Below are 19,994 nucleotides of genomic sequence, written 5' to 3'. Positions count from 1 at the left end.
TGGCCCCCTTTTTGTTGCCGCAATATCGCCACGTCTGTCGCAGGCTCAAGTGCCATGCTGAGTAACCAGACAGTTATCGCCTGCCACGGCGGCAGACGATTCGGCAAATCATGCGCTGCGCCACCATTCCGATAACCCTGCCTTGCAAGGGGGTATGGGGTTTGCTAATACTCCGCGTCCATTAAATGACCAACCATTACCGGGGCAACGAGCCGTGGCGTTTGAACAATTCACTCTGGTGATCTCGCTGTTCCAGCAGCTCTGCGTCTATCTGGTGATCGCCTGGCTGCTCTCCAAGACGCCGCTGTTCATGCCGCTCACTCAGGTGACCCTGAGCTGGCCCCACAAGATCCTCTGCTATCTCATCTTCTCCGGCTTCTGCGTGATGGGCACCTACTTTGGCCTGAGGGTCGAGGACTCCATCGCCAATACCCGCGCCATCGGCGCCGTGCTGGGGGGCATCGTCGGCGGCCCGGCCGTGGGACTGCTGGTGGGGCTCACCGGCGGCATTCACCGCTACTCGCTGGGAGGCTTTACCGCGCTCGCCTGCACCTTCTCCACCATCGCCGAAGGGCTGCTCGGCGGGCTGGTACACCGCCACTTCGTCGCCCGCCACCGGCTCGATCTGCTGTTCAGCCCCTGGGTGGTGGGCTCGGTGGCCCTGGTCGCCGAGCTGATGCAGATGGGGATCATATTGCTGGTGGCCCGCCCCCTCGATGACGCCATCCACCTTATCGAGAACATCATCGCCCCCATGCTGGTGGCCAATACCCTGGGGGCCGCCATGTTCATGCGGATGATCCTCGATCACCGCGCCATGCTGGAGAAGTACTCGGTTGCCTTCTCCGCCCGCGCCCTCAAAATCGCCGAGCGGGCGATGCGGGTGCTGGACAAGGGCTTCACCCAGGATGCGTGCCAGCAGATGGCGCGCATTCTCTACGAGGAGACCGGGGTGGGCGCCGTAGCCATCACCGATCGGGAGAAGCTGCTCGCCTTCATCGGCATCGGCGAGGATCACCACCTGCCGGGCACCGCCATCAACTCCCAGCACACCTTCAAGGCGATCCAGCACAACGAGGTGGTCTATGCCGACGGCAACCTCATCCCCTACAGCTGCACCATCCACCCCGGCTGCAAGCTCGGCTCCTCGCTGGTCATTCCGCTGCGGGGGGAAGAGGGCTCCGTGGTGGGCACCATCAAGCTCTACGAGCCCAAGCGCAAGTTCTTCTCCTCCATCAATCGCACCCTGGGAGAGGGGATCGCCCGGCTGCTCTCCGGTCAGATCCTGGCGGGCAAATACAACGAACAGAAGCGGCTGCTGGCCCAGTCGGAGATCAAGCTGTTGCAGGCGCAGATCAACCCGCACTTTCTGTTCAACGCCCTCAACACCCTGTCGGCGGTGATCCGGCGCGATCCCGAGAGTGCCCGTACCCTGGTGCACAACCTCTCCACCTTCTTTCGCAAGAACCTCAAGCGACAGGGGGATGAGGTGACCCTGGCCGACGAGCTGGAGCATGTGAACGCCTACCTGCACATCGAGCAGGCCCGTTTCGCCGAGCACCTGAGCGTGCAGATCCAGATTCCCGAATCGCTGCTGGAGTACCGGCTGCCCACCTTCTCCCTGCAGCCCATCGTCGAGAACGCGGTCAAGCACGGCATCTCCCAGATGTTCGAACCCGGCCTGCTGACCCTGACCGCCCGGGTTGAGGCCCAGCGGGTGGTGCTGGAGGTGTGCGACAACGCCGGGCTCTATCAGACGAAACAGGAGGGGAGCGGCCTTGGCATGCACATCGTGGATCGGCGCATCAAGGCCCGTTACGGCGCCGAATACGGGGTAGCCATCGACTGCATCCCCCATCAATCAACCCGGGTGAGGATCACCCTTCCCCTGCAGGAGAGCCCATGCTGACCGCCCTGATCGTTGACGATGAACCCCTCGCCCGCGAGGAGCTGCGCCTGTTGCTGGAGCAGGCGGGCAATATCCGCCTGCTGGGAGAGTGCGCCCACGCCATGGAGGCGCTGCCCGCCATCCATCGCTTGAAACCCGATCTGCTGTTTCTCGACATCCAGATGCCGCGCATCAACGGGCTGGAGCTGGTGAGCATGCTGGACCCGGACTTGCGCCCCCACATCGTCTTCATCACCGCCTACGATGAGTTTGCCTTGCGCGCCTTTGAGGAGAACGCCCTCGACTACCTGCTCAAACCGGTCACGGCAGAGCGGATGAATCGGGCGCTGGAGCGCATCCACCGGCTGCTCTCTCCCAAAGGTGAATTAGCTGGCCAACCACTGCCGGACCCGACCCGCATCGCCCAACCCTTGCGCAGCATCCCCTGTACCGGCCACAACCGCATTCTGCTGCTGCCCCTTGGCGAGGTGGAGTTCATCCACAGCGATCTCACCGGCAACCGGGTGATCAGCGGCCAGCAGCAGGGCACCACCGAGCTGACCCTGCGCACTCTGGAAGAGAAGACTGGCTTCGTTCGCTGCCACCGCCAATACCTGCTCAACCCGGGCCAGATCCGCGAAATCCTGTTGCTGGACGGAGGCTTGGCTGAGGTGGTGACCCAGGGCGGCCACAAGGTGCCGGTGAGCCGCCGCTACCTCAAACCGCTCAAGGAGCTGCTCGATATTCCCTGATGGGGCGGGACGCCTCATCCCGCTCCCGCCCTGCCAGCGACCACTCACCCGCTTACCACGGCCGTCGGCACTCCCGCCAAACCACTCGGGGCCGCTTTTCTGCCACTCGCGGGCAGAACCCGGCCACTGACCTTTTCTTCGCTCCCCTTTCCCCACCGCATGAGTAGAGTGCAGCCTGAGCCCGGCCAGACTGGCCACAGGAAAAGGAAACTCCCCCATGCAACACGCAATCACTTTTGTCATTGCGGCCCTCTGCATCCTCGCCATCGCATATCGCCTCTACGGCGTGTTCTTTGTGCGCAAGGTGCTGCAGGCTGACGACAAACTGGTCACCCCCTCCCACCAGCTGGAAGATGGCAAGAACTATGTGCCGACCAACAAGTGGGTCAACTTCGGACAGCACTTTGCCGCCATCGCCGCCGCCGGCCCGCTGGTCGGCCCGGTTCTGGCGGCCCAGTACGGCTACCTGCCGAGCTTTCTCTGGCTGCTGATCGGCTGCGTTATAGGCGGCGCGGTGCACGACACAGTCGTGCTGTTCGCCTCCATGAAGCATCAGGGCAAGTCCCTCTCCGAGGTGGCGAAGGCCGAACTTGGCCCCATCGCTGGCTGGTGCACGGGTCTCGCGATGCTGTTCATCATCACCATCACCATGGCGGGTCTCTCCATGGTGGTGGTACACGCACTGGAGCGTAACGCCTGGGGCGTGTTTGCGGTGTTCATGACCATCCCCATCTCCATGGTGGTGGGAATTTGGCACAAGCTGACCGGCAACCTGCAAGCCGCCTCCTGGGTCGGGTTTGCCGCCGTGCTGGCCTGTGTCTTCTTCGGCCCCTATGTGCAGGAGAGCGCCTTCGGTGCCTGGCTGACCCTGCGTGCCGAGACCATCAGTCTGGCGCTGCCCATCTACGCCTTCTTCGCCACCGCGCTGCCGGTCTGGCTGCTGCTCACCCCGCGCGGCTACATCTCCAGCTTTATGAAGATCGGCGTGTTCGGCGCGCTGGTGATCGGCGTTATCTGCATCAACCCCGAGATCCAATTCCCCGCCATGACCCAGTTTGTCCACGGCGGCGGCCCGGTACTGGGCGGCCCGGTCTGGCCCTTCATCTCCATCACCATCGCCTGTGGCGCCATCTCCGGCTTCCACGCCTTTATCGGCTCAGGCACCACCCCGAAACTGGTGGACAAGTGGAACGACATCCTGCCGGTCGCCTTCGGTGCCATGCTGGCCGAGTGCGTGGTGGGCGTGATGGCGCTGATCGCCGCCACTGCCTTGCACCCGGCGGACTACTTCGCCATCAACGCTACCCCGGAAGCTTTCGCCAAGCTGGGGATGCAGGTGGTGGACTTGCCCTTCCTCTCCCAGGAGATCGGCATGGATCTGAACGGTCGCACCGGCGGCGCCGTCACCCTGGCGGTGGGCATGTCCTACATCTTCACCAAGGTGCCCTGGTTCAGTAACCTCGCCTCCTACTTCTTCCAGTTCGTGGTGATGTTCGAAGCTGTGTTCATCCTGACTGCTGTCGACTCCGGCACCCGAGTCTCCCGCTACCTCATTCAGGACTTCTTTGGCGAGTTCTACCCGCCCCTCAAACGCATCGACTGGATGCCGGGCGCCATCGGGGCCAGCGTGCTCGCCTGCGTGATGTGGGGTTATCTGCTGATGTCCGGCGATATCGGCTCGGTGTGGGCGCTGTTCGGGGTATCGAACCAGCTGATGGCCTCGGTGGGCCTGATTATCGGTGCCACCATCATCTTGCGACTGGCCAGCAAGCGCCGCTACATGCTGACCTGCCTCATTCCGCTGGCCTACCTGTTCGTCACCGTCAACTACGCCGGTTACTGGATGATGAGCAACGTCTACTTCAACGCCGCGGCCAAGGGTTACAACCCGATGAACGGCATCATCTCCCTCATCATGCTGGTGCTGGGGATGCTGATCCTGCTCTCCGCCCTGCGCAAATGGAGCGAACTGTGGAAGCTGCGCCAGCAGCCCTCCTACAAGGTGGTGGAAGCGACCGCCTCCTGATGGGCAAGTTGCTTTAGCCCTGACATGACCCCGCTGCGGCGGGGTCATTTATTGGCGATGGGTGACGCGTTGACCACGGTTCATTAATCCACCGTTTGGCATTGAGTTATCCATCCATAGCCGTTGAATGGACCCCCCGATCACAGAACCGCCGCGCCAATGGTGGTAGCATGCCTCCTCTTGCCATCCGGCCGCACGACGGATCCGGTGGCCCTTCCTCCTCCGCTTTCACTTTTGAGGACGTATTGATGGAACTGCTTCTGCTTAGCAATGGTAAAGCCAACGAATTTCCGGGCCTGCTCGGCTGGGCCCGCGACCGGGTGCAGAGCCTGCTGGCCCGCAAACCGGTCAAGCGCATTCTGCTCATCCCCTATGCGGTGATCCGCAGCGACTGGGATGCCCGCGCCAACGATCTCACCGAGAGCCTCGGGATCGAGACCATCAGCATTCACCACTTCGATGATCCGGTCGATGCCATCAATCAGGCCGACGCCATCTTTATCAGCGGTGGCAACACCTGGCGCCTGAATCAGCTGCTGCACGAAAATGGCCTGATCGTGCCGATCCAGCGTGCCGTGCGCGAACGTGGCGTCCCCTATGTGGGCTGGAGCGCCGGTTGCAACGTGGCGACCCCGAGCATCCGCACCACCAACGACATGCCGGTCTGCAACGCCGCCGTACTGCCAGCGCTGGGGCTGTTCCCGCTGCAGATCAACCCCCACTATCTGGATGCCAGCATCAGCGGCCATATGGGGGAGACCCGCGACGAGCGACTGGCGGAGTTCTGCGCCATCAACCAGAGCGAATACGTGGTGGCCCTGCGCGAAGCGAGCCTGTTGCAGATCAGCGGCGACACCGTTGAGTACTGGAGCGCCCGCGATCAGGACTTCAAGATCTTCAAACACGGTCAGGAGCCGCAAGCCTTTATGGACGCGAGCCCGCTGGCCGAGCTGACCCCGTTCAAGGTGCGCTGAGCGCCACCGGCAAACGGGTCACTCACAACACCGTAGAAACGAAAGAGGGATGGCTCGGCGCCATCCCTCTTTTTATTGGTCTTTTGACTCAATACCGACCTGACTACTCCCCCTGCAGGGTCACCAGCACCTTGCGGGCGCCGCCATCGACGCGATGTTCGCCAAGCCAGATCCCCTGCCAGGTGCCGAGCGCCAGCTGACCGTCACGGATCGGCAGCAGCAGACTCACCCCGAGCAGGGAGGATTTGATGTGGGCGGGCATATCGTCCGGCCCCTCATAGGTATGGCGATAGTAGGGAGCATCCTCAGGTGCCAACCGGTGCAGATGGGCTTCCATATCGCTGCGCACGCTGGGATCGCAATTCTCGTTGAGGGTGAGCGAGGCGGAGGTGTGTTGCAGCAGCAGGTGGGCCATGCCGACTCGGTAATCCGCCAGCATCGGCAGCTTGGCCACCAGCTCGTCCGTCACCAGATGAAAGCCCCGCGAACGGGGCTTCAACGTCAGCAGGCACTGCTGCCACATCAGACGTATTCCATAAAGACGCGGGAGGTGAGCTTGGTGATGAGCTCGTAGGGGATGGTGCCAATCTCGTCGGCCACCCGCTCCACCGGCAGCCCCTCGCCCCACAGCACCGCCTCGTCGCCGGGCTTGTCAGTGGCGCCAGGCCCCAGATCGACGGTGCTCATATCCATGGAGACACGCCCCACCAGCGGCACGATGCGGCCGTTGATCAGCACAGAAGTGCCATTGGGCGCCATGCGCGGATAGCCGTCACCGTAGCCGATGGCGATCACCCCGAGCCGGGTATCGCGATCCGACACCCAGTTGGCGCCGTAGCCCACCGGCTCGCCCGCCTTGTGATCCCGCACCGCAATCAGTTGTGTTTTGAGGGTCATCACCGGCTGCAGGTCGTAATCGGCCGCCACCGTGTTGGGGAACGGCGATACGCCGTAGAGGATAACGCCGGGGCGCACCCAGTCGCAGTGGGAGTCCGGCCAGGCCAAAATGCCCGCCGAGTTGGCCATGGCACGCTCGCCTGCCAGAGGGGCGGTCAACTTGCTGAACAAGTCGATCTGCTCGCGGGTGGTGGGCTGCTCCAGCTCATCGGAGCGGCTGAAGTGGGTCATGATGTTGAACGGCTGCACCACGTTCTTGCACTTGCCGAGTCGCTCGATAAAGGCGGGCATCTCGTCGGCACGTACCCCGAGGCGGTGCATGCCGGTGTCGAGCTTGAGCCAGGCCACCACGGGGGCTGGCAGCTCGACCTGCTCCAGCGCTTCGAGCTGCTCCCAGGTGTGAACCGCCGTCTGCAGGTTGTTGGCCGCCAGCACCGGCAGATCGTCGGCGGAGAAGAAACCCTCCAGCAGCACGATGGGCTTGACCACGGCGCAGGAGCGCAGCATCAGCGCCTCTTCGATGCGAGCCACTGCGTAGGCATCCGCATCCACCAGGGTGCGGGCGACTGGCAGCAGTCCGTGGCCATAGGCGTTGGCCTTGACCACAGCGATGATCTTGCAAGCGGGAGCGTGGCGCTTGACCACGGCGAGGTTGTGGCGCAAGGCCGCAGTGTTGATTTGGGCAGTAGCCGCTTTCATGGTTTTCCCTTACGAGGGCACAAATGGTCTCCCCCTCATCGGGCCGAAGACCGCCACTCACTTATCGTCGTCGAAGGCCGGACCGGCATAATTGTCGAACCGGGAAAACAGGCCCTGACGGTTGGCCGCTGTCTGCTTGGGCTATCGGTCAGGGCAGTCGTGGTGATGGCTAATCCCCCATCACCCTGGGTTTACATCAATAGTCGTCATCAAACGCCGGACCGGCATAGTTGTCGAACCGGGAGAACTGCCCCTGGAAGGTGAGGCGCACCCGGCCGACATTGGCACCGTTACGCTGCTTGTCGGAGATATCTGACATCTTTCAGGGCACTCCTGGCAATCACTATCCGGACGGCCTTATCCATTACTTATCAATAATCATCATCAAACGCCGGACCGGCATAGTTGTCGAACCGGGAGAACTGCCCCTGGAAGGTGAGGCGCACACGGCCGATAGGGCCGTTACGCTGCTTGCCGATGATGATCTCGGCAATCCCCTTGTCCGGACTGTCATCGTGATAAACCTCATCACGATAGATAAACATGATCAAATCCGCGTCCTGCTCGATGGAGCCCGATTCACGAAGATCCGAGTTGACCGGGCGCTTGTCGGCCCGCTGTTCCAGGCTTCGGTTCAACTGGGAGAGCGCCACCACCGGGCACTGCAGCTCTTTCGCCAGCGCCTTGAGGGAGCGTGAGATCTCGCCGATCTCCAAGGTACGGTTGTCGGAGAGCGCCGGCACCCGCATCAGCTGCAGGTAGTCGATCATGATCATCGAGAGGCCACCGTGCTCCCGGGCGATGCGGCGGGCGCGAGAACGCACGTCGGTCGGGGTGAGGCCGGAGGCGTCATCGATATACATCTTGCCCTTCTCGAGCAGCAATCCCATGGTGGAGGAGAGACGGGCCCAATCCTCGTCGTCGAGCTGACCGGTACGCACCTTGGTCTGGTCGATGCGACCGACCGAGGCGAGCATACGCATGATGATCTGCTCGGAGGGCATCTCCAGCGAGAAGATAAGCACCGGCTTGTCGGCGGTCAGGGCCGCATGCTCGCAGAGGTTCATGGCAAAGGTGGTCTTGCCCATGGAGGGACGGGCCGCCACGATGATCAAGTCCGAACGCTGCAAACCGGCGGTCATCTTGTCGAGATCGCCATAACCGCTCGACACCCCGGTCACGCCGTTGTGCGGGGTTTTGAACAGCTCTTCAATCTTGTCGACCGTCTGCTCGAGGATCAGCTTGAGGGGCTGGGGCCCCTCGTTGGCGCTGCTGCGCTGCTCGGCAATCTTGAATACCTTGCTCTCGGCCAGATCGAGCAGATCGCCGGAGGTACGGCCCTGGGGCTCATAGCCCGCTTCGACTATCTCGTTGGCGACCGAGATCATCTCCCGCACCACCGCCCGTTCCCGCACGATTTCGGCGTAGGCGTTGATGTTGGCAGCACTCGGGGTGTTCTTGGCGATCTCCACCAGATAGGCGAAGCCACCGGACTCCTCCAGCTGCTCGGAGCGTTCGAGCTCCTCCTGCAGGGTGATGAGGTCGATGGGGTTGCCCGCGTTGGAGAGGCGGGTCATGGCCTGGAAGATCAGCCGGTGCGGGCGGCTGTAGAAATCCTGATCGATCACCCGCTCGGCAACCCGATCCCAGGCATCGTTATCCAGCATCAGGCCGCCCAGTACGGACTGTTCGGCCTCAAAAGAGTGGGGAGGAACTTTCAGCTGTTGTGTCTTGGCGTCTTTTTTCGCCGTCACTTGCTCTGCCATACACATAAAAACCGCAGCGGGAAGGGGACGGGAATTTTACAAAAGAAAGCCAACTACGGCGAGCCCTATCTGGCGGCTCATACCATCATAAAGGGCCAGACCAGGGTCGGCTCACTCTTGGTGCTTTTGATTTTGCTACGCATTTTGCGCTCCTTGCGACTCAATCGTCTGCTTTTCATGCTGTGTACTCCTGCTCTTGACGCCTGATGACCAGACAACTCGTTCATGAATAATTCATGCCAACAGTGATATTGATGAATACAAGCTGCGACACATTTAGGGACAGGCAGCCTGCCATGCGCCTTGCTGAGCTTGCCAAAGCGGAGCATGCCCCACCCACAGACGAGAGTGAAAAGAGTCAAAATGAAAAAGATGCTGACCCTGTTTGCCGTGATCCTGGCCATTGGCCTGGGGGCACCTCACGCCGAAGCCAAGAAATTTGGCGGCGGCAAATCCTTTGGTAAAAGTTACAAAACTGCGCCGGCCCAGCCTGCGGCCAAACCGGTCGACACCAAGAACCCGGCACTGGGTGCCCAGACTGCGCCGAAAAAGAGCGGCATGATGGGTGGCCTGCTGGGCGGCCTGCTGGCCGGTGGCCTGTTTGCCTACCTGCTGGGCAGCGGTGCCTTTGAAGGCCTGCAAGGAATGGACTTCCTGCTGATCGCCCTGCTGGCGCTGGGTGCCGTCTTCCTGTTCCGTGCATTGCGCCGGGGCAAGGTCGCGACGCCACAGCCACAACAGGCCGCCTATGCGGGCTATCAGCCACCGCAATCCGCTGCCCCGCAGCAGTTCGAGCAGAGCAACAGCGCACCGCAAGCCACCGGCTTTGCCGACAGCGACGTGCCGTTCCGCCTGCCGCCAGGCTTTGACATGAACAGCTTCCTGGCCGGTGCCCGCGATCACTATCGCACCCTGCAAGAAGCGTGGAACAAGAACGATCTGGAGAAAGTGCGCGAATACGTCAGCCCGGAGCTGTTTGAACAGCTCAAAGCCGAGCGAGCCGAACTGACTGGCGACCAGCACACCGAAGTGATGTACGTCGATACCCAGCTGGTACGCGCCGACTACGGCAGTGACTGGGCTCAGGTGAGCGTACGCTTCAGCGGCCGCTACATGGACCGTCAAGAACAGGTTGAGGAAGACATCAAAGAGGTGTGGCACCTCGAGCGCGATCTGGCCAAGAACAATGCCCCCTGGCATATCGTCGGTATCGAGCAGCTGTAAGGCTTCACGCCAATCAGTTAGTCACTAGGCAATAGCCAGTCAGTTAAGTCTGACTGGCTATTTTTTTATAGGGCACAACGAGACCAAATAGAGACTGGCGCTGGCTAACCCGTTTGCAGATGACATTTGCGCACAGAGCCAAAAACACATCGCGGAACCGAGAGGGCATAATGTTGAGCATTAACCAAAAATAAGCAGCCCTGTTAGCTTGGGAAAAGCCGCGAGCGTATTTGATAGACATAAAAAATCCGAAGCCAGAACAACCGGCTTCGGATTTCATCATCCAAGGAGGAGCAATTAATGAGCATTAATTGCTCGGTATGACTCCTATGGTAGATTTTGTATCATCGGCATGGCCGTGATCAGTGGTGATGGCCTTTGCCACCGCAACCGCCGCCACCGCAGCAGCCGCCTTTACCCTGACCATCAGCATGGTCGTCACCGTGGTTGTGGCCATGACCGTGACCGTGGCCAGCACCACCACAGCAACCGCCCTGGTCGTGATCGTCATCATGGTCGTGACCATGACCGCCACAGCAGCCGCCGTGATCGTGGTCATGACCGTGATCGTGACCGCAACCACCGGCACCGTGAACGTGGCCGTGGGCCAGCTCTTCGGCAGTGGCAGCGCGCACGTCCTTGATCTCGACCTTGAAGCCCAGGGTCACGCCAGCCAGCGGATGGTTGCCATCCACTTTGACGAACTCTTCGGACACTTCAACCACGGTCACCGGACGGTGGCCATCGTCGGTCTCAGCCACAAAAGTATCCCCTTCGGAGACTTCCATGCCGTCGAACAGCTCGCCCGGTACTTCTTGTACCAGGGTCTCGTCATATTCGCCGTAGGCCTGGCTCGGTGCCAGTGTCACTTCGAAGGCTTCACCTACCGCGCGACCTTCCAGCTCGGCTTCCAGGCCTGAGACCAGGTAACGGGTGCCGTGCAGATAGACCAGCGGCTCTTTGCCGACAGTGCTGTCGATGACTTCACCGTGCTCGTCGGTGACTGTGTATTCCAGCGTAACCACGCTCAGAGGAGCTACTTTCATGTCAGGATCCTGCGGATAGAAAAAAACGGGCTCAGAATACCCTAAAAAGCGGGCCGCGCATATGCCGTGCGGCGCCACCGGGTGACGAAAAAAACGGCAACAGCGTTAGCGAGGAGACCCGCATCGCACCAGCCATTGACTCATCAGGGACGAAAGACCCCGATCACCTCTTCCGCCTCGCGCGTCTGCTTGTCGACTTCGGCCGGCGTTTGTACCTGGGTGTCGCCACAGGCGACGCAGGTCACCTTCTCGACTCCATGCTCCAGATACAGCATCATGTTGTCCAACTTGCCGCACGCCGGGCAGACAGCACCGGCAATGAAGCGCTTTTTACGTCTGGTTTCCATATTTGTTACCTCCAGGCAGCATCATATCAGGGTTTTTACATGCATCACGCCATCGAGTACCACCATTTTTCCTGCCAGGGCCTGCACGCCGGCAACCGTAAACGGACCCCGGTCGGGCAGCTGTTGCGGATCACCCGGGGCGCCGCGCTGCTGAGACTGGGCCAGCATGAGCTGTTATTGCCTGCAGGCAGCAGCTTCTGGCTCTGCGCCGATGCCCTCGCCGCCTTCAGCCCCCTCAGCGGTTGCGATTACGATCAGCTGAATGTCTCCCTGCGCCTTGATCAGCCGCAGCAGGCCGGCTGGCTAGAGGCCACGCCGCTGCTCGATGCCCTGCTCGATTCGCAGGCCCGGTGGCAGCGACCACAGGAGTGGCAAGGGGCCTATGGTCAACGACTGCAGGTGATTCTGGATGAGTTGCAACAGTGCGCCATCAGCCAGCAGGGATACCGTGATCTGCAAACTCGCTGGCAAGCCCTGGCCAGTGGCCAGCCAGAGTCTCTGCAACTATGGACACAACAGGCCGACGCGCCTGTAGAAGGCCTTGCTCTGCAACAGCAGTGGCAACTGCTGCAGGCGCTCAGATTGCTCAAGGGCGGCAGCAAACCCGCTCAGGTGGCCAACAGGCTGGGCTATGCCAATGAGGCCGCGCTGCAAGCTGCCTGTCAGCAGTGGGGCGTTAGCGGGGATGATGGCCAGTAGCCGATTGTCAGCGTGATAACGCCAAGAAAGTCGGTGAAACGAGTCCAGTTTTTTGCCAGATGGTCGCTAACAAGGGAGGGCCATTCCCCCCGTAATCCTTTATGCTAGAGGCCTGAAGTGACTGCCAACGTTTCGACCAACAGGACATCTGCCATGACGAGCAAAGCCAATCAATCCCAGGGCATGTTGCTGTTTCACCTTTCAGCCAAACAATCCTTTGCCATCGGTACTCTCAAGGTAAAGGAGATAGTGCCCTACACCCAGCTGACGGCAATGCCCCACTCGCACCCGACCGTGCTGGGGGCCGCCAATATGCGTGGCTCCACCATTCCGGTGATCGACATGGCGATGGCGGTGGGTTATCGCCCGATCAGCAAGGAGGAGATGCCCCACTGCTTCATCATCATCACCGACTGCCGCCGCACGTTGGTGGGCTTTCTGGTACGGGGCATCGACAAGATCACCGAGTGCAACTGGCGCGATATCGAGTCACCGCCCGCCGCCCTCGGCCAAAATGTGTTCGTCACCGGTGTGACCCGGGTCAATGACCAGTTGATCCAGCTGCTGGATGTGGAGCTGATCCTCTCACGGGTCTATCCGGATGACCCGAGCCACCTCTATCCGGTACTGACCGATGTGCAGCGCGAACGGATCAAGCCGATGCGGATCCTGCTGGTCGACGACTCTTCGGTCGCCCGCCGTCAGCTGATGGCAGCGCTGGACTACATCAATATCCCCTATGAAGTCCGCTCCAACGGCAAGGATGCATTGACCCTGATGCAGGAGCGGGCGAGCCAGAAGACCCCCATCGACATTCTGGTGAGCGATATCGAGATGCCGGGGCTCGATGGCTACGAGCTGGCCTTCGAGGTGCAGAGCGACAGCAAGCTGGCAGGGGCCTATATCATCCTGCACACCTCGCTCTCCAGCGAGATCAGCGTGGAGCGGGCCCATCAGGTGGGTGCCCACGAGGCGCTGACCAAGTTCGAGGCCAACGAGCTGATCCAGGCCATGCTGCGCGGTGCCGAGCATCACGATCATTTGCAACAATAAGCCAATGACTGGCGGGAGGAGCACACCTCCCGCCCTCCTTATCTTCGACCCAGACCGACTGACCCCATGCTGACCGAAAGCCACTTCCACGCCCCCTGGTGGGCCCGCAATCCTCATCTGCAGACCATATTGCCCAAATGGCTGCGCCGCACCCCTGCCCGCTTTGTGGCGGAGCGGTTTGAACTGCAGGATGGGGACTTTGTCGTAACTGTTCACCCAGATGGCATTGACAGGAAAAAGTGAGACGATCATCCCTTGATCCACTGTTGCCCCTTGCCTGATCCCGCCAGCTTGGCACCATCACGTCATGAGCAAACCCATTACGCCACCACCCGGCCTGCCGCTGACCCTCGAGCAAGCCAACGAGCTGATTTACAAGCTGATGGCGCGCATCGCCGAGCTTGAAGACCGCCTCAACCAAAACAGCAATAACTCCTCCAAGCCCCCCTCCACTGATGGCTCGGGGACCCCGCCTGCGCGCAAGCGCCCCGCTTCCGGCAAGGCTCGTGGTGCCCAGCCTGGCCACAAGGGGCAGCGGCGTGAACGTCATCCTGAGGACGACCGACTGACGGCAATACCACACTATCCTGCCCGGCAGTGCGCCTGCTGTGGTGAGCAGGTGGTGTCCCATGACAAGCCCTACCGGGTTCATCAGGTGTTTGACCTGCCCGAGGTCAGCTATGTGGTGACAGAGCATCAGCTGTATCGGGGCACCTGCCGTGGGTGCGTCACCACCAGTGAAGCAGCCCTGCCCGATACGGTGAGCCACAGCCAGATGGGGGCTAATCTGCTGAGCTATATCGCTTTGCAGAGTGGTCAGTTCCACCAGAGCATCAGCAAGATACAGCAGCAGCTCAAGCAGCACTTCGGTTTGAGCTTTAGCCGAGGCGCCATCAGTGAAGCGCAAGGCCGGGTCAGCGCCATGCTCACCCCGACCCACCAAGCCATCAAACAGCAAGTGCAGTCTGCCGCCATCATCCATGCCGATGAAACCCGGCACCAGCGGGGCGGTGAGCGACGCTGGATGTGGCTGGCCCTGAGCAAGGTCGCGGTCTGCTTCATGACGGCGTTTGGCCGCGGTCAGGAGGCAGCGAAGCGGTTGCTGGGCAGTGAGCTTGATGGGGTGCTGGTGACCGACCAGTATGCGGGATACCGCTTCATCGACAGCGCCCAGCGCCAACTGTGCTGGGCGCATGTGCTGCGCAACGTGGCGGCGATTGCCGAGAGTAGCGACGCCGTCAACCAGCCTATCGGAGCCCGGCTGGTACTGCTGGCTGACACGGTGTTCAGAACCCGGCATGGCTATGAACAAGGCTGCTTAAGCCGGGAGCAGTACCAGCGAAGGTTGCAGCGATGTCGGCAAAGCTGGCGAAGGCAGCTGGAGCGGGGCAGTGTACTGTGTTCCAAGCGCTACCGTGGGCGCTGCCAGTTACTGCTCAAGGACGATGAGATGCTATGGCGTTTTATGGAAAACGACGAGATAGCGCTGACCAACAATGAAGCGGAGCGGGCGCTGCGTGGCTATGTGCTGTGGCGCAAGGGAAGCTATGGCGTCTGGTCGCATCGAGGCGAGCAGTTCAGGCAGCGTATCCTATCGTTGGTGGAGACGGCCAAGCGATTGGGCCGCTGCCCGCAGGAGTGGCTGAGGGCAGTTGTCAGGTCCTGCATCGAGAAAACCGACTACCCGTTCCCGGAGGAGTTGGTGCTGTCAACACCGTCCCGGTGAACGGTTACACTTTGTCGACCTCGCCTGGAGCGGGGAAGTGAGCCTTGACGAGCGGCCACTGGTAGTAGTGTTTCACGGGCTGGAGGGGAGCATTCACTCCCACTATGCCAAGGGATTGTTCGCCCATCTGCAACGAGAGGGCCGGGAGGCGGTGCTGATGCACTTTCGCGGTTGCAGCGGCGAGCCCAATCGCCATCTGCAGGCCTATCACTCCGGCGCCATCGGTGATGCGCAGGAGGTGATTGCCGAGCTGAGCCTGCGCTTCCCGGGCAAGCCACTGATCGCCATCGGCTTTTCGCTCGGCGGCAATATGCTGGTCAATCTGCTGGCCCGCGCCTGTCCTGCGGCACTGAAAGCTGCGGTGGTAGTCTCTGCTCCGCTGCAACTGGCGAGCTGCGCCGAGCGGGTCAATCAGGGTTTCTCGAAGGTCTATCAGAACTATCTGCTGCGCACCATGCGCCGCAACCTGCTCAGCAAGATCAGCCACCAGCAGCAAGCGAGTGAACGCTGGCAACCCAGACAAGTGGAGCTGATTGCCACCCTGCGTGATTTTGACGAGCAAGTCACCGCGCCCTTGCACGGCTTTCACAGCGCCAGCCACTACTACCAGAGCTGCTCCGGTCTGCCGCTGCTGCGCCAGATCCCGATCCCGACTCTGGTCATTCACGCCGCCGACGATCCCTTTATGTCACACGCCGTCATCCCCCGGCCGGAGCAGCTCTCGCCCACGGTGCGCTATGAGCTGAGCCAGCGCGGCGGCCATGTCGGCTTTTTGCACGGCACGCCCTGGCGACCAAGGTTCTGGCTGGACGAGCGGATCAGTCGCTGGCTGGATGAGTGTCTGCAGGAGCAATACGGTAGCAGTTGCGCCCCTCGGCCTTAGCCCGATAGAGCGCCTCATCGGCACGGGCGATGACCCGGTCGAGAGATTCACCGCTTTTCCACAAGGCGATCCCCTGACTCACGGTGACATGGGCAGCCACGCTGGACTCGGCGTGGGGCAACGCCTGACGCGCCAATGCCGCCGCCACACGCTGGGCCACCGTCTCGGCGATGGCCAACGTAGCCTTGGGCAATAACAGCACAAACTCCTCACCGCCGTAACGGGCCACCAGATCACCCTGATTACGCACCACCTCACGCAAGCATCCGGCAACGCTCACCAGCACCTCGTCGCCCCGTTGATGGCCATAGCAATCGTTCAGCTTCTTGAAAAAATCCACATCGAGCAGGATCACCGCAAAGGAGTGATCCTGCAGCATCGCCTGTTTGATCGCCAGCTCCCCCACCTGATTGAAGTAGCGGCGATTGGCCAACCCGGTCAGCGGATCCTGCTTGGCCTGACCATCCAGCCGGCACGCCAGCGCCAGATTTTCGTACTCTCTGGCCACCGCCAGCACAAACCACCCATAGAGCATGCGCCGCCCCGTCTCCAGCAACAGCGCCAAGCCGATCACCAGCAATAAATGCATGAGCATAAAGGGGACCTCTACCGTCAGAGGGGCGATCAGCAGATAGAGCCAGGGGGGCGCCATAAAGCAGTAACAGAGGCTCTTTTCGCAATAGAGGGCGATCAGGGAGGTCATCAGCAGCAAGCTGAGGGACATGAAGGCGAGACTGAATCCGCCCTTCATCTCGGTGACGGCGGTGGCATAACCCACCAGCGCCCAACAGGAGCCCCAAAACAGCGCATAGCCCTGCAGTGCGCGCAACCACTCTCGACCTGGCTTGTACAGTAACCACCAGCGCAACAGCGGGTAGAGAATATTGCCAGCCATCATGGCCCACAGCTGCCACTCGTAACGCCAGGGCAACCGGTTATCCATGATCAGCTCGGCATGCTGGTAAACGTAAAAACGGACCAGCAGCAGCAGGCACCCAAGCAGATTGGCCACCCAGAACCAGCGGATCCCCTGACTCAATGCCTGCCGGCGAATGCTCCAGAGATGGTCGTCAAAATCGGCAGCGTGCGGACGAGCCCCGACAGAAAACATCTCAGGCCGTCCCCGGAATCATACAAATACCTTGCGCTTGATGGCCACAGATAGACAATAGCGACATTGCAGCTAAGACAACTTCAATCATGATCATTCCCTGGCAAGAACTGGACGGCGACACCCTGACCAACCTGATCGAACACTTTGTGTTGCAGGAAGGAACCGAGTACGGGGAGCAGGATGTGCCGCTCGGCGTCAAAGTAGACGCAGTGAAAACACAATTACAGCAAGGCAAGGCAGTCATCGTCTATAGCGAGCTGCACGAATCGGTGAATATCGTCATGAAAGATCGCTTCGTCGAACCGTCTTGACCAAACCGAAATTCTGACCTTATAACGGAACTCCCAAGGAAGAGAGAATCCCATGTCGGCCAAGCACCCCATTATTGCCGTTACCGGTTCGTCCGGTGCCGGCACCTCCACCTCGACCAACGCCTTTCGCTCCATGTTCCATCAACTGGGATATACCGCGGCGGTGGTGGAAGGCGACAGTTTTCACCGCTACACCCGACCGGAAATGGATGTAGCGATCCGCAAGGCGCGCGAACAGGGGCGCCACATCAGCTATTTTGGCCCGGAGGCGAATGACTTCGGCCTGCTGGAGAGCTTTTTCCAGGGCTATGGCCAGGATGGCAATGGCCAGTATCGCCGCTACCTGCACAGCTTTGACGAGGCGGTGCCCTTCAACCAGATGCCCGGCACCTTCACCCCCTGGCAGCATCTGCCCAGCAATACCGATCTGCTGTTTTATGAAGGGCTGCACGGCGGTGTGGTCACCGAGGATCACAATGTGGCGCGTCACGTGGATTTTCTGATCGGCGTGGTGCCCATCGTCAACCTGGAGTGGATCCAGAAGCTCATTCGCGATACCTCTGAGCGAGGGCATTCCCGCGAGGCGGTGACCGACTCCATCGTTCGCTCCATGGATGACTACATCAACTTCATCACCCCGCAGTTCTCGCGCACCCATATCAACTTCCAGCGGGTGCCGACGGTGGACACCTCCAACCCCTTCAGTGCCAAGGTGATCCCGAGTCTGGACGAGAGTATGCTGGTGATCCGGTTTCGCGGTATCAAGCAGGTGGACTTCCCTTACCTGCTGTCGATGATCGATGGCTCCTTCATGTCGCGGATGAACACCATAGTAGTGCCGGGCGGCAAGATGGGTTTTGCGATGGAGCTGATCCTGCGCCCGCTCATCCAGCAATTGCTCGAAACCGGCAAAATAACCTGACTCAAAGGAGTTCACGATGCGGCTTGCTTATCTCTCTGTGGCTCTGCTCGCCCTGCTGGGCGGTTGCAGCAGCGGGCCGGCGGCCCCCACGCTGGAGTCCGGCACCATGCTGGTTCGCCCGCTTGGCACTTGGACCTATGGCGCGACCCCGCGCTACGCCCTGGCCGAGCAGTATCAATTCGCCGGTGAGCTGGCGGAAGGGTGGCTGGAGCCGATGCAGCAGGCGGTGAGCCGGGAGCTCAATGGCAAGGGGTGGCAAAGCGCACCACTCGACGAGGCGGATCTGTGGGTCGCCATCGGCGTCGCAGGCGGCAAGGATATCAGCGACGGCGAGATTTTCGCGCGCCTCGGCATGACGCCGGGGGTCTATGCCTCGGCCAACGAGCGCAAAGGTTCGCTGGCCATCGTACTGCTCGATCGCAAAACCCAGAAAGCGGTCTGGAGCAGCATCATCCAGCTGACCAGCGATGTGAGCATTGCCGACAACCAGCGCCAGGCGCTCAGCCAACAGCTCGCGGCCGAACTGCTTCATAGCGTCCCGACCAACTAACGCTTGTTTAGCGATAATGGATAGATAGAAAAACGGCTTGCCTCCCGGCAAGCCGTTTTTTTGTGCTCTCAACCTCTTGACCCAATCTGACCCTGGCCAGATTGGGGGACACAGCCGCACACCTTCAGACCTGTGCAGCCACTTATTTGAGGGTGCAGGTCAGCAGGGTCACCCCTTTCTGGGTGAGCAGCCCTTGCTTGTCCTGATTCCAGAAGGTGGTCACACCGTCTGAATATTTGGCGCCGGACTCAGCCTCGACGCGGCCCAGCTTGTGGTAAACCCCGGCATAGGGGAACTGCACCATGTCAGCCTGGGCATCATAGGTAATGGCCAGCATCTCTTCGCCACACTGGTACTGGCTGTATTGATACTGGGTAGGCTGTGGACTGCTGCAAGCAGCCAGACCCAGCAGGGGAAGCAGAGCGATCAATTTTTTCATTGCACTTTCCTTATGTGGTGGCCTTATGTAATGACCTTGCGCCGTGGCCTGAGGTGATGGCCTTATGGCAGTGGTTCAACGAAACAATCGTCAGTTATCAAGCTTCAACAATTTGATAACTATGGGTAATTTGTACCGCTTTTTCCAACATCAGGGAAACAGAACAATATTTTTCCATCGACAGATCCACCGCTCTGGCTACCTGCTTCTCTGCCAATCCCTTGCCTGTCACCACGAAGTGCAGATTAATCTTCTCGAAAACCCGCGGCACGCTATCGACCCGCTCGCCACTGACATCGACATGACATGCAGTCACCGACTGGCGCGCTTTCTCGAGGATAGAAACCACATCGATAGAGCTGCAGCCGCCGACTGCCAGCAGGATCATCTCCATCGGGCTGGCGCCCTCACCGGGGTTGGCACCATCCAGAATCACCTTGTGACCGGATTCACTCTCACCCACAAACTTCATTCCTTCCACCCAGCTGACCCTGGCTTTCATCTCACGCGTCCTCAGTTGTTGTCGCCATAGTATGATCTGCCTAGCATACCCCAGCCATCGGACAAGCGGCATATCTCGATGCGCAGACTCGGCGGGGAAGCGACTGTCGGGATGGAAATAGATCAAAATCAACATCTCCGAGCGCTATCTTCCCTAGAATGGCCGCAGCGGCGCAG

The 19,994-nt window shown here is 60.6% G+C and carries 20 protein-coding genes and 2 pseudogenes; 13 read left to right on the top strand and 9 right to left on the bottom strand.

Annotation, left to right across the window (positions count from 1 at the left end):
- Positions 1–214: 214 nt before the first annotated feature.
- The 4 genes from I6G90_RS20725 to pepE all read left to right on the top strand — a co-directional run bounded on the left by I6G90_RS20725 (position 215) and on the right by pepE (position 5,640).
- On the top strand, positions 215–1,909 hold the full coding sequence (locus I6G90_RS20725) for a sensor histidine kinase (RefSeq protein WP_197929031.1): 1,695 nt from the start codon (positions 215–217) through the stop codon (positions 1,907–1,909).
- On the top strand, positions 1,903–2,640 hold the full coding sequence (gene btsR / locus I6G90_RS20720) for a two-component system response regulator BtsR (protein ID WP_139409559.1): 738 nt from the start codon (positions 1,903–1,905) through the stop codon (positions 2,638–2,640). Before I6G90_RS20725 ends, btsR begins: the two co-directional genes overlap by 7 nt.
- A 217-nt stretch (positions 2,641–2,857) precedes the next feature.
- Positions 2,858–4,666, top strand: coding sequence for a carbon starvation CstA family protein (locus I6G90_RS20715; protein ID WP_033114626.1), 1,809 nt, complete (start codon positions 2,858–2,860; stop codon positions 4,664–4,666).
- A gap of 248 nt (positions 4,667–4,914) precedes the next feature.
- Positions 4,915–5,640, top strand: coding sequence for a dipeptidase PepE (pepE, locus tag I6G90_RS20710; RefSeq protein WP_042060919.1), 726 nt, complete (start codon positions 4,915–4,917; stop codon positions 5,638–5,640).
- A 103-nt stretch (positions 5,641–5,743) separates the two neighbouring features.
- Here pepE and I6G90_RS20705 read toward each other — a convergent pair whose 3' ends face one another.
- From I6G90_RS20705 to dnaB, 4 genes are all read right to left on the bottom strand, one after another.
- Entirely contained in the window at positions 5,744–6,163 is a 420-nt protein-coding gene (locus tag I6G90_RS20705) for a secondary thiamine-phosphate synthase enzyme YjbQ (RefSeq protein ID WP_150389544.1), read from the bottom strand.
- Positions 6,163–7,236, bottom strand: a complete 1,074-nt coding sequence (gene alr / locus I6G90_RS20700; RefSeq protein WP_136501453.1) for an alanine racemase — start codon at positions 7,234–7,236, stop codon at positions 6,163–6,165. Before alr ends, I6G90_RS20705 begins: the two co-directional genes overlap by 1 nt.
- A gap of 196 nt (positions 7,237–7,432) precedes the next feature.
- Complete coding sequence (locus tag I6G90_RS21445; protein ID WP_269668390.1) at positions 7,433–7,555, bottom strand: hypothetical protein; 123 nt, start codon at positions 7,553–7,555, stop codon at positions 7,433–7,435.
- A 52-nt stretch (positions 7,556–7,607) separates the two neighbouring features.
- A complete protein-coding gene (gene dnaB, locus I6G90_RS20695; RefSeq protein ID WP_033136212.1) occupies positions 7,608–9,002 on the bottom strand; it encodes a replicative DNA helicase in 1,395 nt (464 codons plus the stop codon).
- A 363-nt stretch (positions 9,003–9,365) separates the two neighbouring features.
- On the opposite strand from dnaB, the gene I6G90_RS20690 reads away from it, so the two are divergent.
- The gene (locus I6G90_RS20690) at positions 9,366–10,226 is read left to right on the top strand and encodes a Tim44 domain-containing protein (RefSeq protein WP_197929029.1); all 861 of its coding nucleotides are present in this window, start codon (positions 9,366–9,368) and stop codon (positions 10,224–10,226) included.
- Between the two features lie 362 nt (positions 10,227–10,588).
- On the opposite strand, the gene slyD is transcribed toward I6G90_RS20690, so the two are convergent.
- Entirely contained in the window at positions 10,589–11,272 is a 684-nt protein-coding gene (gene slyD / locus I6G90_RS20685) for a peptidylprolyl isomerase (RefSeq protein WP_197929027.1), read from the bottom strand.
- A gap of 143 nt (positions 11,273–11,415) precedes the next feature.
- Positions 11,416–11,619, bottom strand: coding sequence for a YheV family putative zinc ribbon protein (locus I6G90_RS20680; protein ID WP_005335287.1), 204 nt, complete (start codon positions 11,617–11,619; stop codon positions 11,416–11,418).
- A gap of 39 nt (positions 11,620–11,658) precedes the next feature.
- Between I6G90_RS20680 and I6G90_RS20675 the strand changes: the two genes are divergently transcribed.
- From I6G90_RS20675 to I6G90_RS20655, 5 genes and pseudogenes are all read left to right on the top strand, one after another.
- Positions 11,659–12,318: a hypothetical protein gene (locus I6G90_RS20675; RefSeq protein WP_197929025.1), complete on the top strand. Its 660-nt coding sequence runs from the start codon at positions 11,659–11,661 to the stop codon at positions 12,316–12,318.
- Positions 12,319–12,471: 153 nt separating this feature from the next.
- On the top strand, positions 12,472–13,371 hold the full coding sequence (locus tag I6G90_RS20670) for a chemotaxis protein (protein ID WP_042658491.1): 900 nt from the start codon (positions 12,472–12,474) through the stop codon (positions 13,369–13,371).
- 66 nt (positions 13,372–13,437) lie between these two features.
- Positions 13,438–13,575, top strand: a pseudogene (locus I6G90_RS20665) (hydrolase); the annotation flags it as partial.
- A 103-nt stretch (positions 13,576–13,678) separates the two neighbouring features.
- On the top strand, positions 13,679–15,097 hold the full coding sequence (locus tag I6G90_RS20660) for an IS66-like element ISAs21 family transposase (RefSeq protein ID WP_004576012.1): 1,419 nt from the start codon (positions 13,679–13,681) through the stop codon (positions 15,095–15,097).
- Between the two features lie 10 nt (positions 15,098–15,107).
- Positions 15,108–15,980: pseudogene (locus tag I6G90_RS20655) on the top strand (hydrolase); the annotation flags it as partial.
- On the opposite strand, the gene I6G90_RS20650 reads toward I6G90_RS20655, so the two are convergent.
- A complete protein-coding gene (locus tag I6G90_RS20650; protein ID WP_197929023.1) occupies positions 15,916–17,091 on the bottom strand; it encodes a sensor domain-containing diguanylate cyclase in 1,176 nt (391 codons plus the stop codon). The pseudogene I6G90_RS20655 and the gene I6G90_RS20650 overlap by 65 nt on opposite strands.
- 89 nt (positions 17,092–17,180) lie before the next feature.
- Between I6G90_RS20650 and I6G90_RS20645 the strand changes: the two genes are divergently transcribed.
- The 3 genes from I6G90_RS20645 to I6G90_RS20635 are packed head-to-tail and all read left to right on the top strand — an operon-like array spanning position 17,181 to position 18,877.
- Positions 17,181–17,405, top strand: a complete 225-nt coding sequence (locus I6G90_RS20645; protein WP_058052994.1) for a YheU family protein — start codon at positions 17,181–17,183, stop codon at positions 17,403–17,405.
- A gap of 52 nt (positions 17,406–17,457) precedes the next feature.
- A complete protein-coding gene (locus I6G90_RS20640) occupies positions 17,458–18,327 on the top strand; it encodes a phosphoribulokinase (RefSeq protein ID WP_042658487.1) in 870 nt (289 codons plus the stop codon).
- A gap of 16 nt (positions 18,328–18,343) precedes the next feature.
- Positions 18,344–18,877 (top strand): DUF4136 domain-containing protein, encoded by a 534-nt coding sequence (locus I6G90_RS20635; RefSeq protein WP_163129173.1) that lies wholly within the window; start codon positions 18,344–18,346, stop codon positions 18,875–18,877.
- A 142-nt stretch (positions 18,878–19,019) separates the two neighbouring features.
- Here the strand turns inward: I6G90_RS20635 and I6G90_RS20630 are convergent, their stop codons facing one another.
- Both I6G90_RS20630 and I6G90_RS20625 read right to left on the bottom strand, forming a co-directional pair.
- Positions 19,020–19,316, bottom strand: coding sequence for an MliC family protein (locus I6G90_RS20630; protein WP_042060888.1), 297 nt, complete (start codon positions 19,314–19,316; stop codon positions 19,020–19,022).
- A gap of 97 nt (positions 19,317–19,413) precedes the next feature.
- The gene (locus tag I6G90_RS20625) at positions 19,414–19,818 is read right to left on the bottom strand and encodes an OsmC family protein (RefSeq protein WP_058053021.1); all 405 of its coding nucleotides are present in this window, start codon (positions 19,816–19,818) and stop codon (positions 19,414–19,416) included.
- Between the last annotated feature and the right edge of the window lie 176 nt (positions 19,819–19,994).

It is taken from the genome of Aeromonas allosaccharophila (genome assembly GCF_016026615.1).
In the GTDB taxonomy this organism is placed as follows: Bacteria; Pseudomonadota; Gammaproteobacteria; order Enterobacterales; family Aeromonadaceae; genus Aeromonas; species Aeromonas allosaccharophila.
The sequence above is the reverse complement of the archived record's forward strand: the minus strand, read 5'-3'. Positions and strand labels throughout refer to the sequence as shown.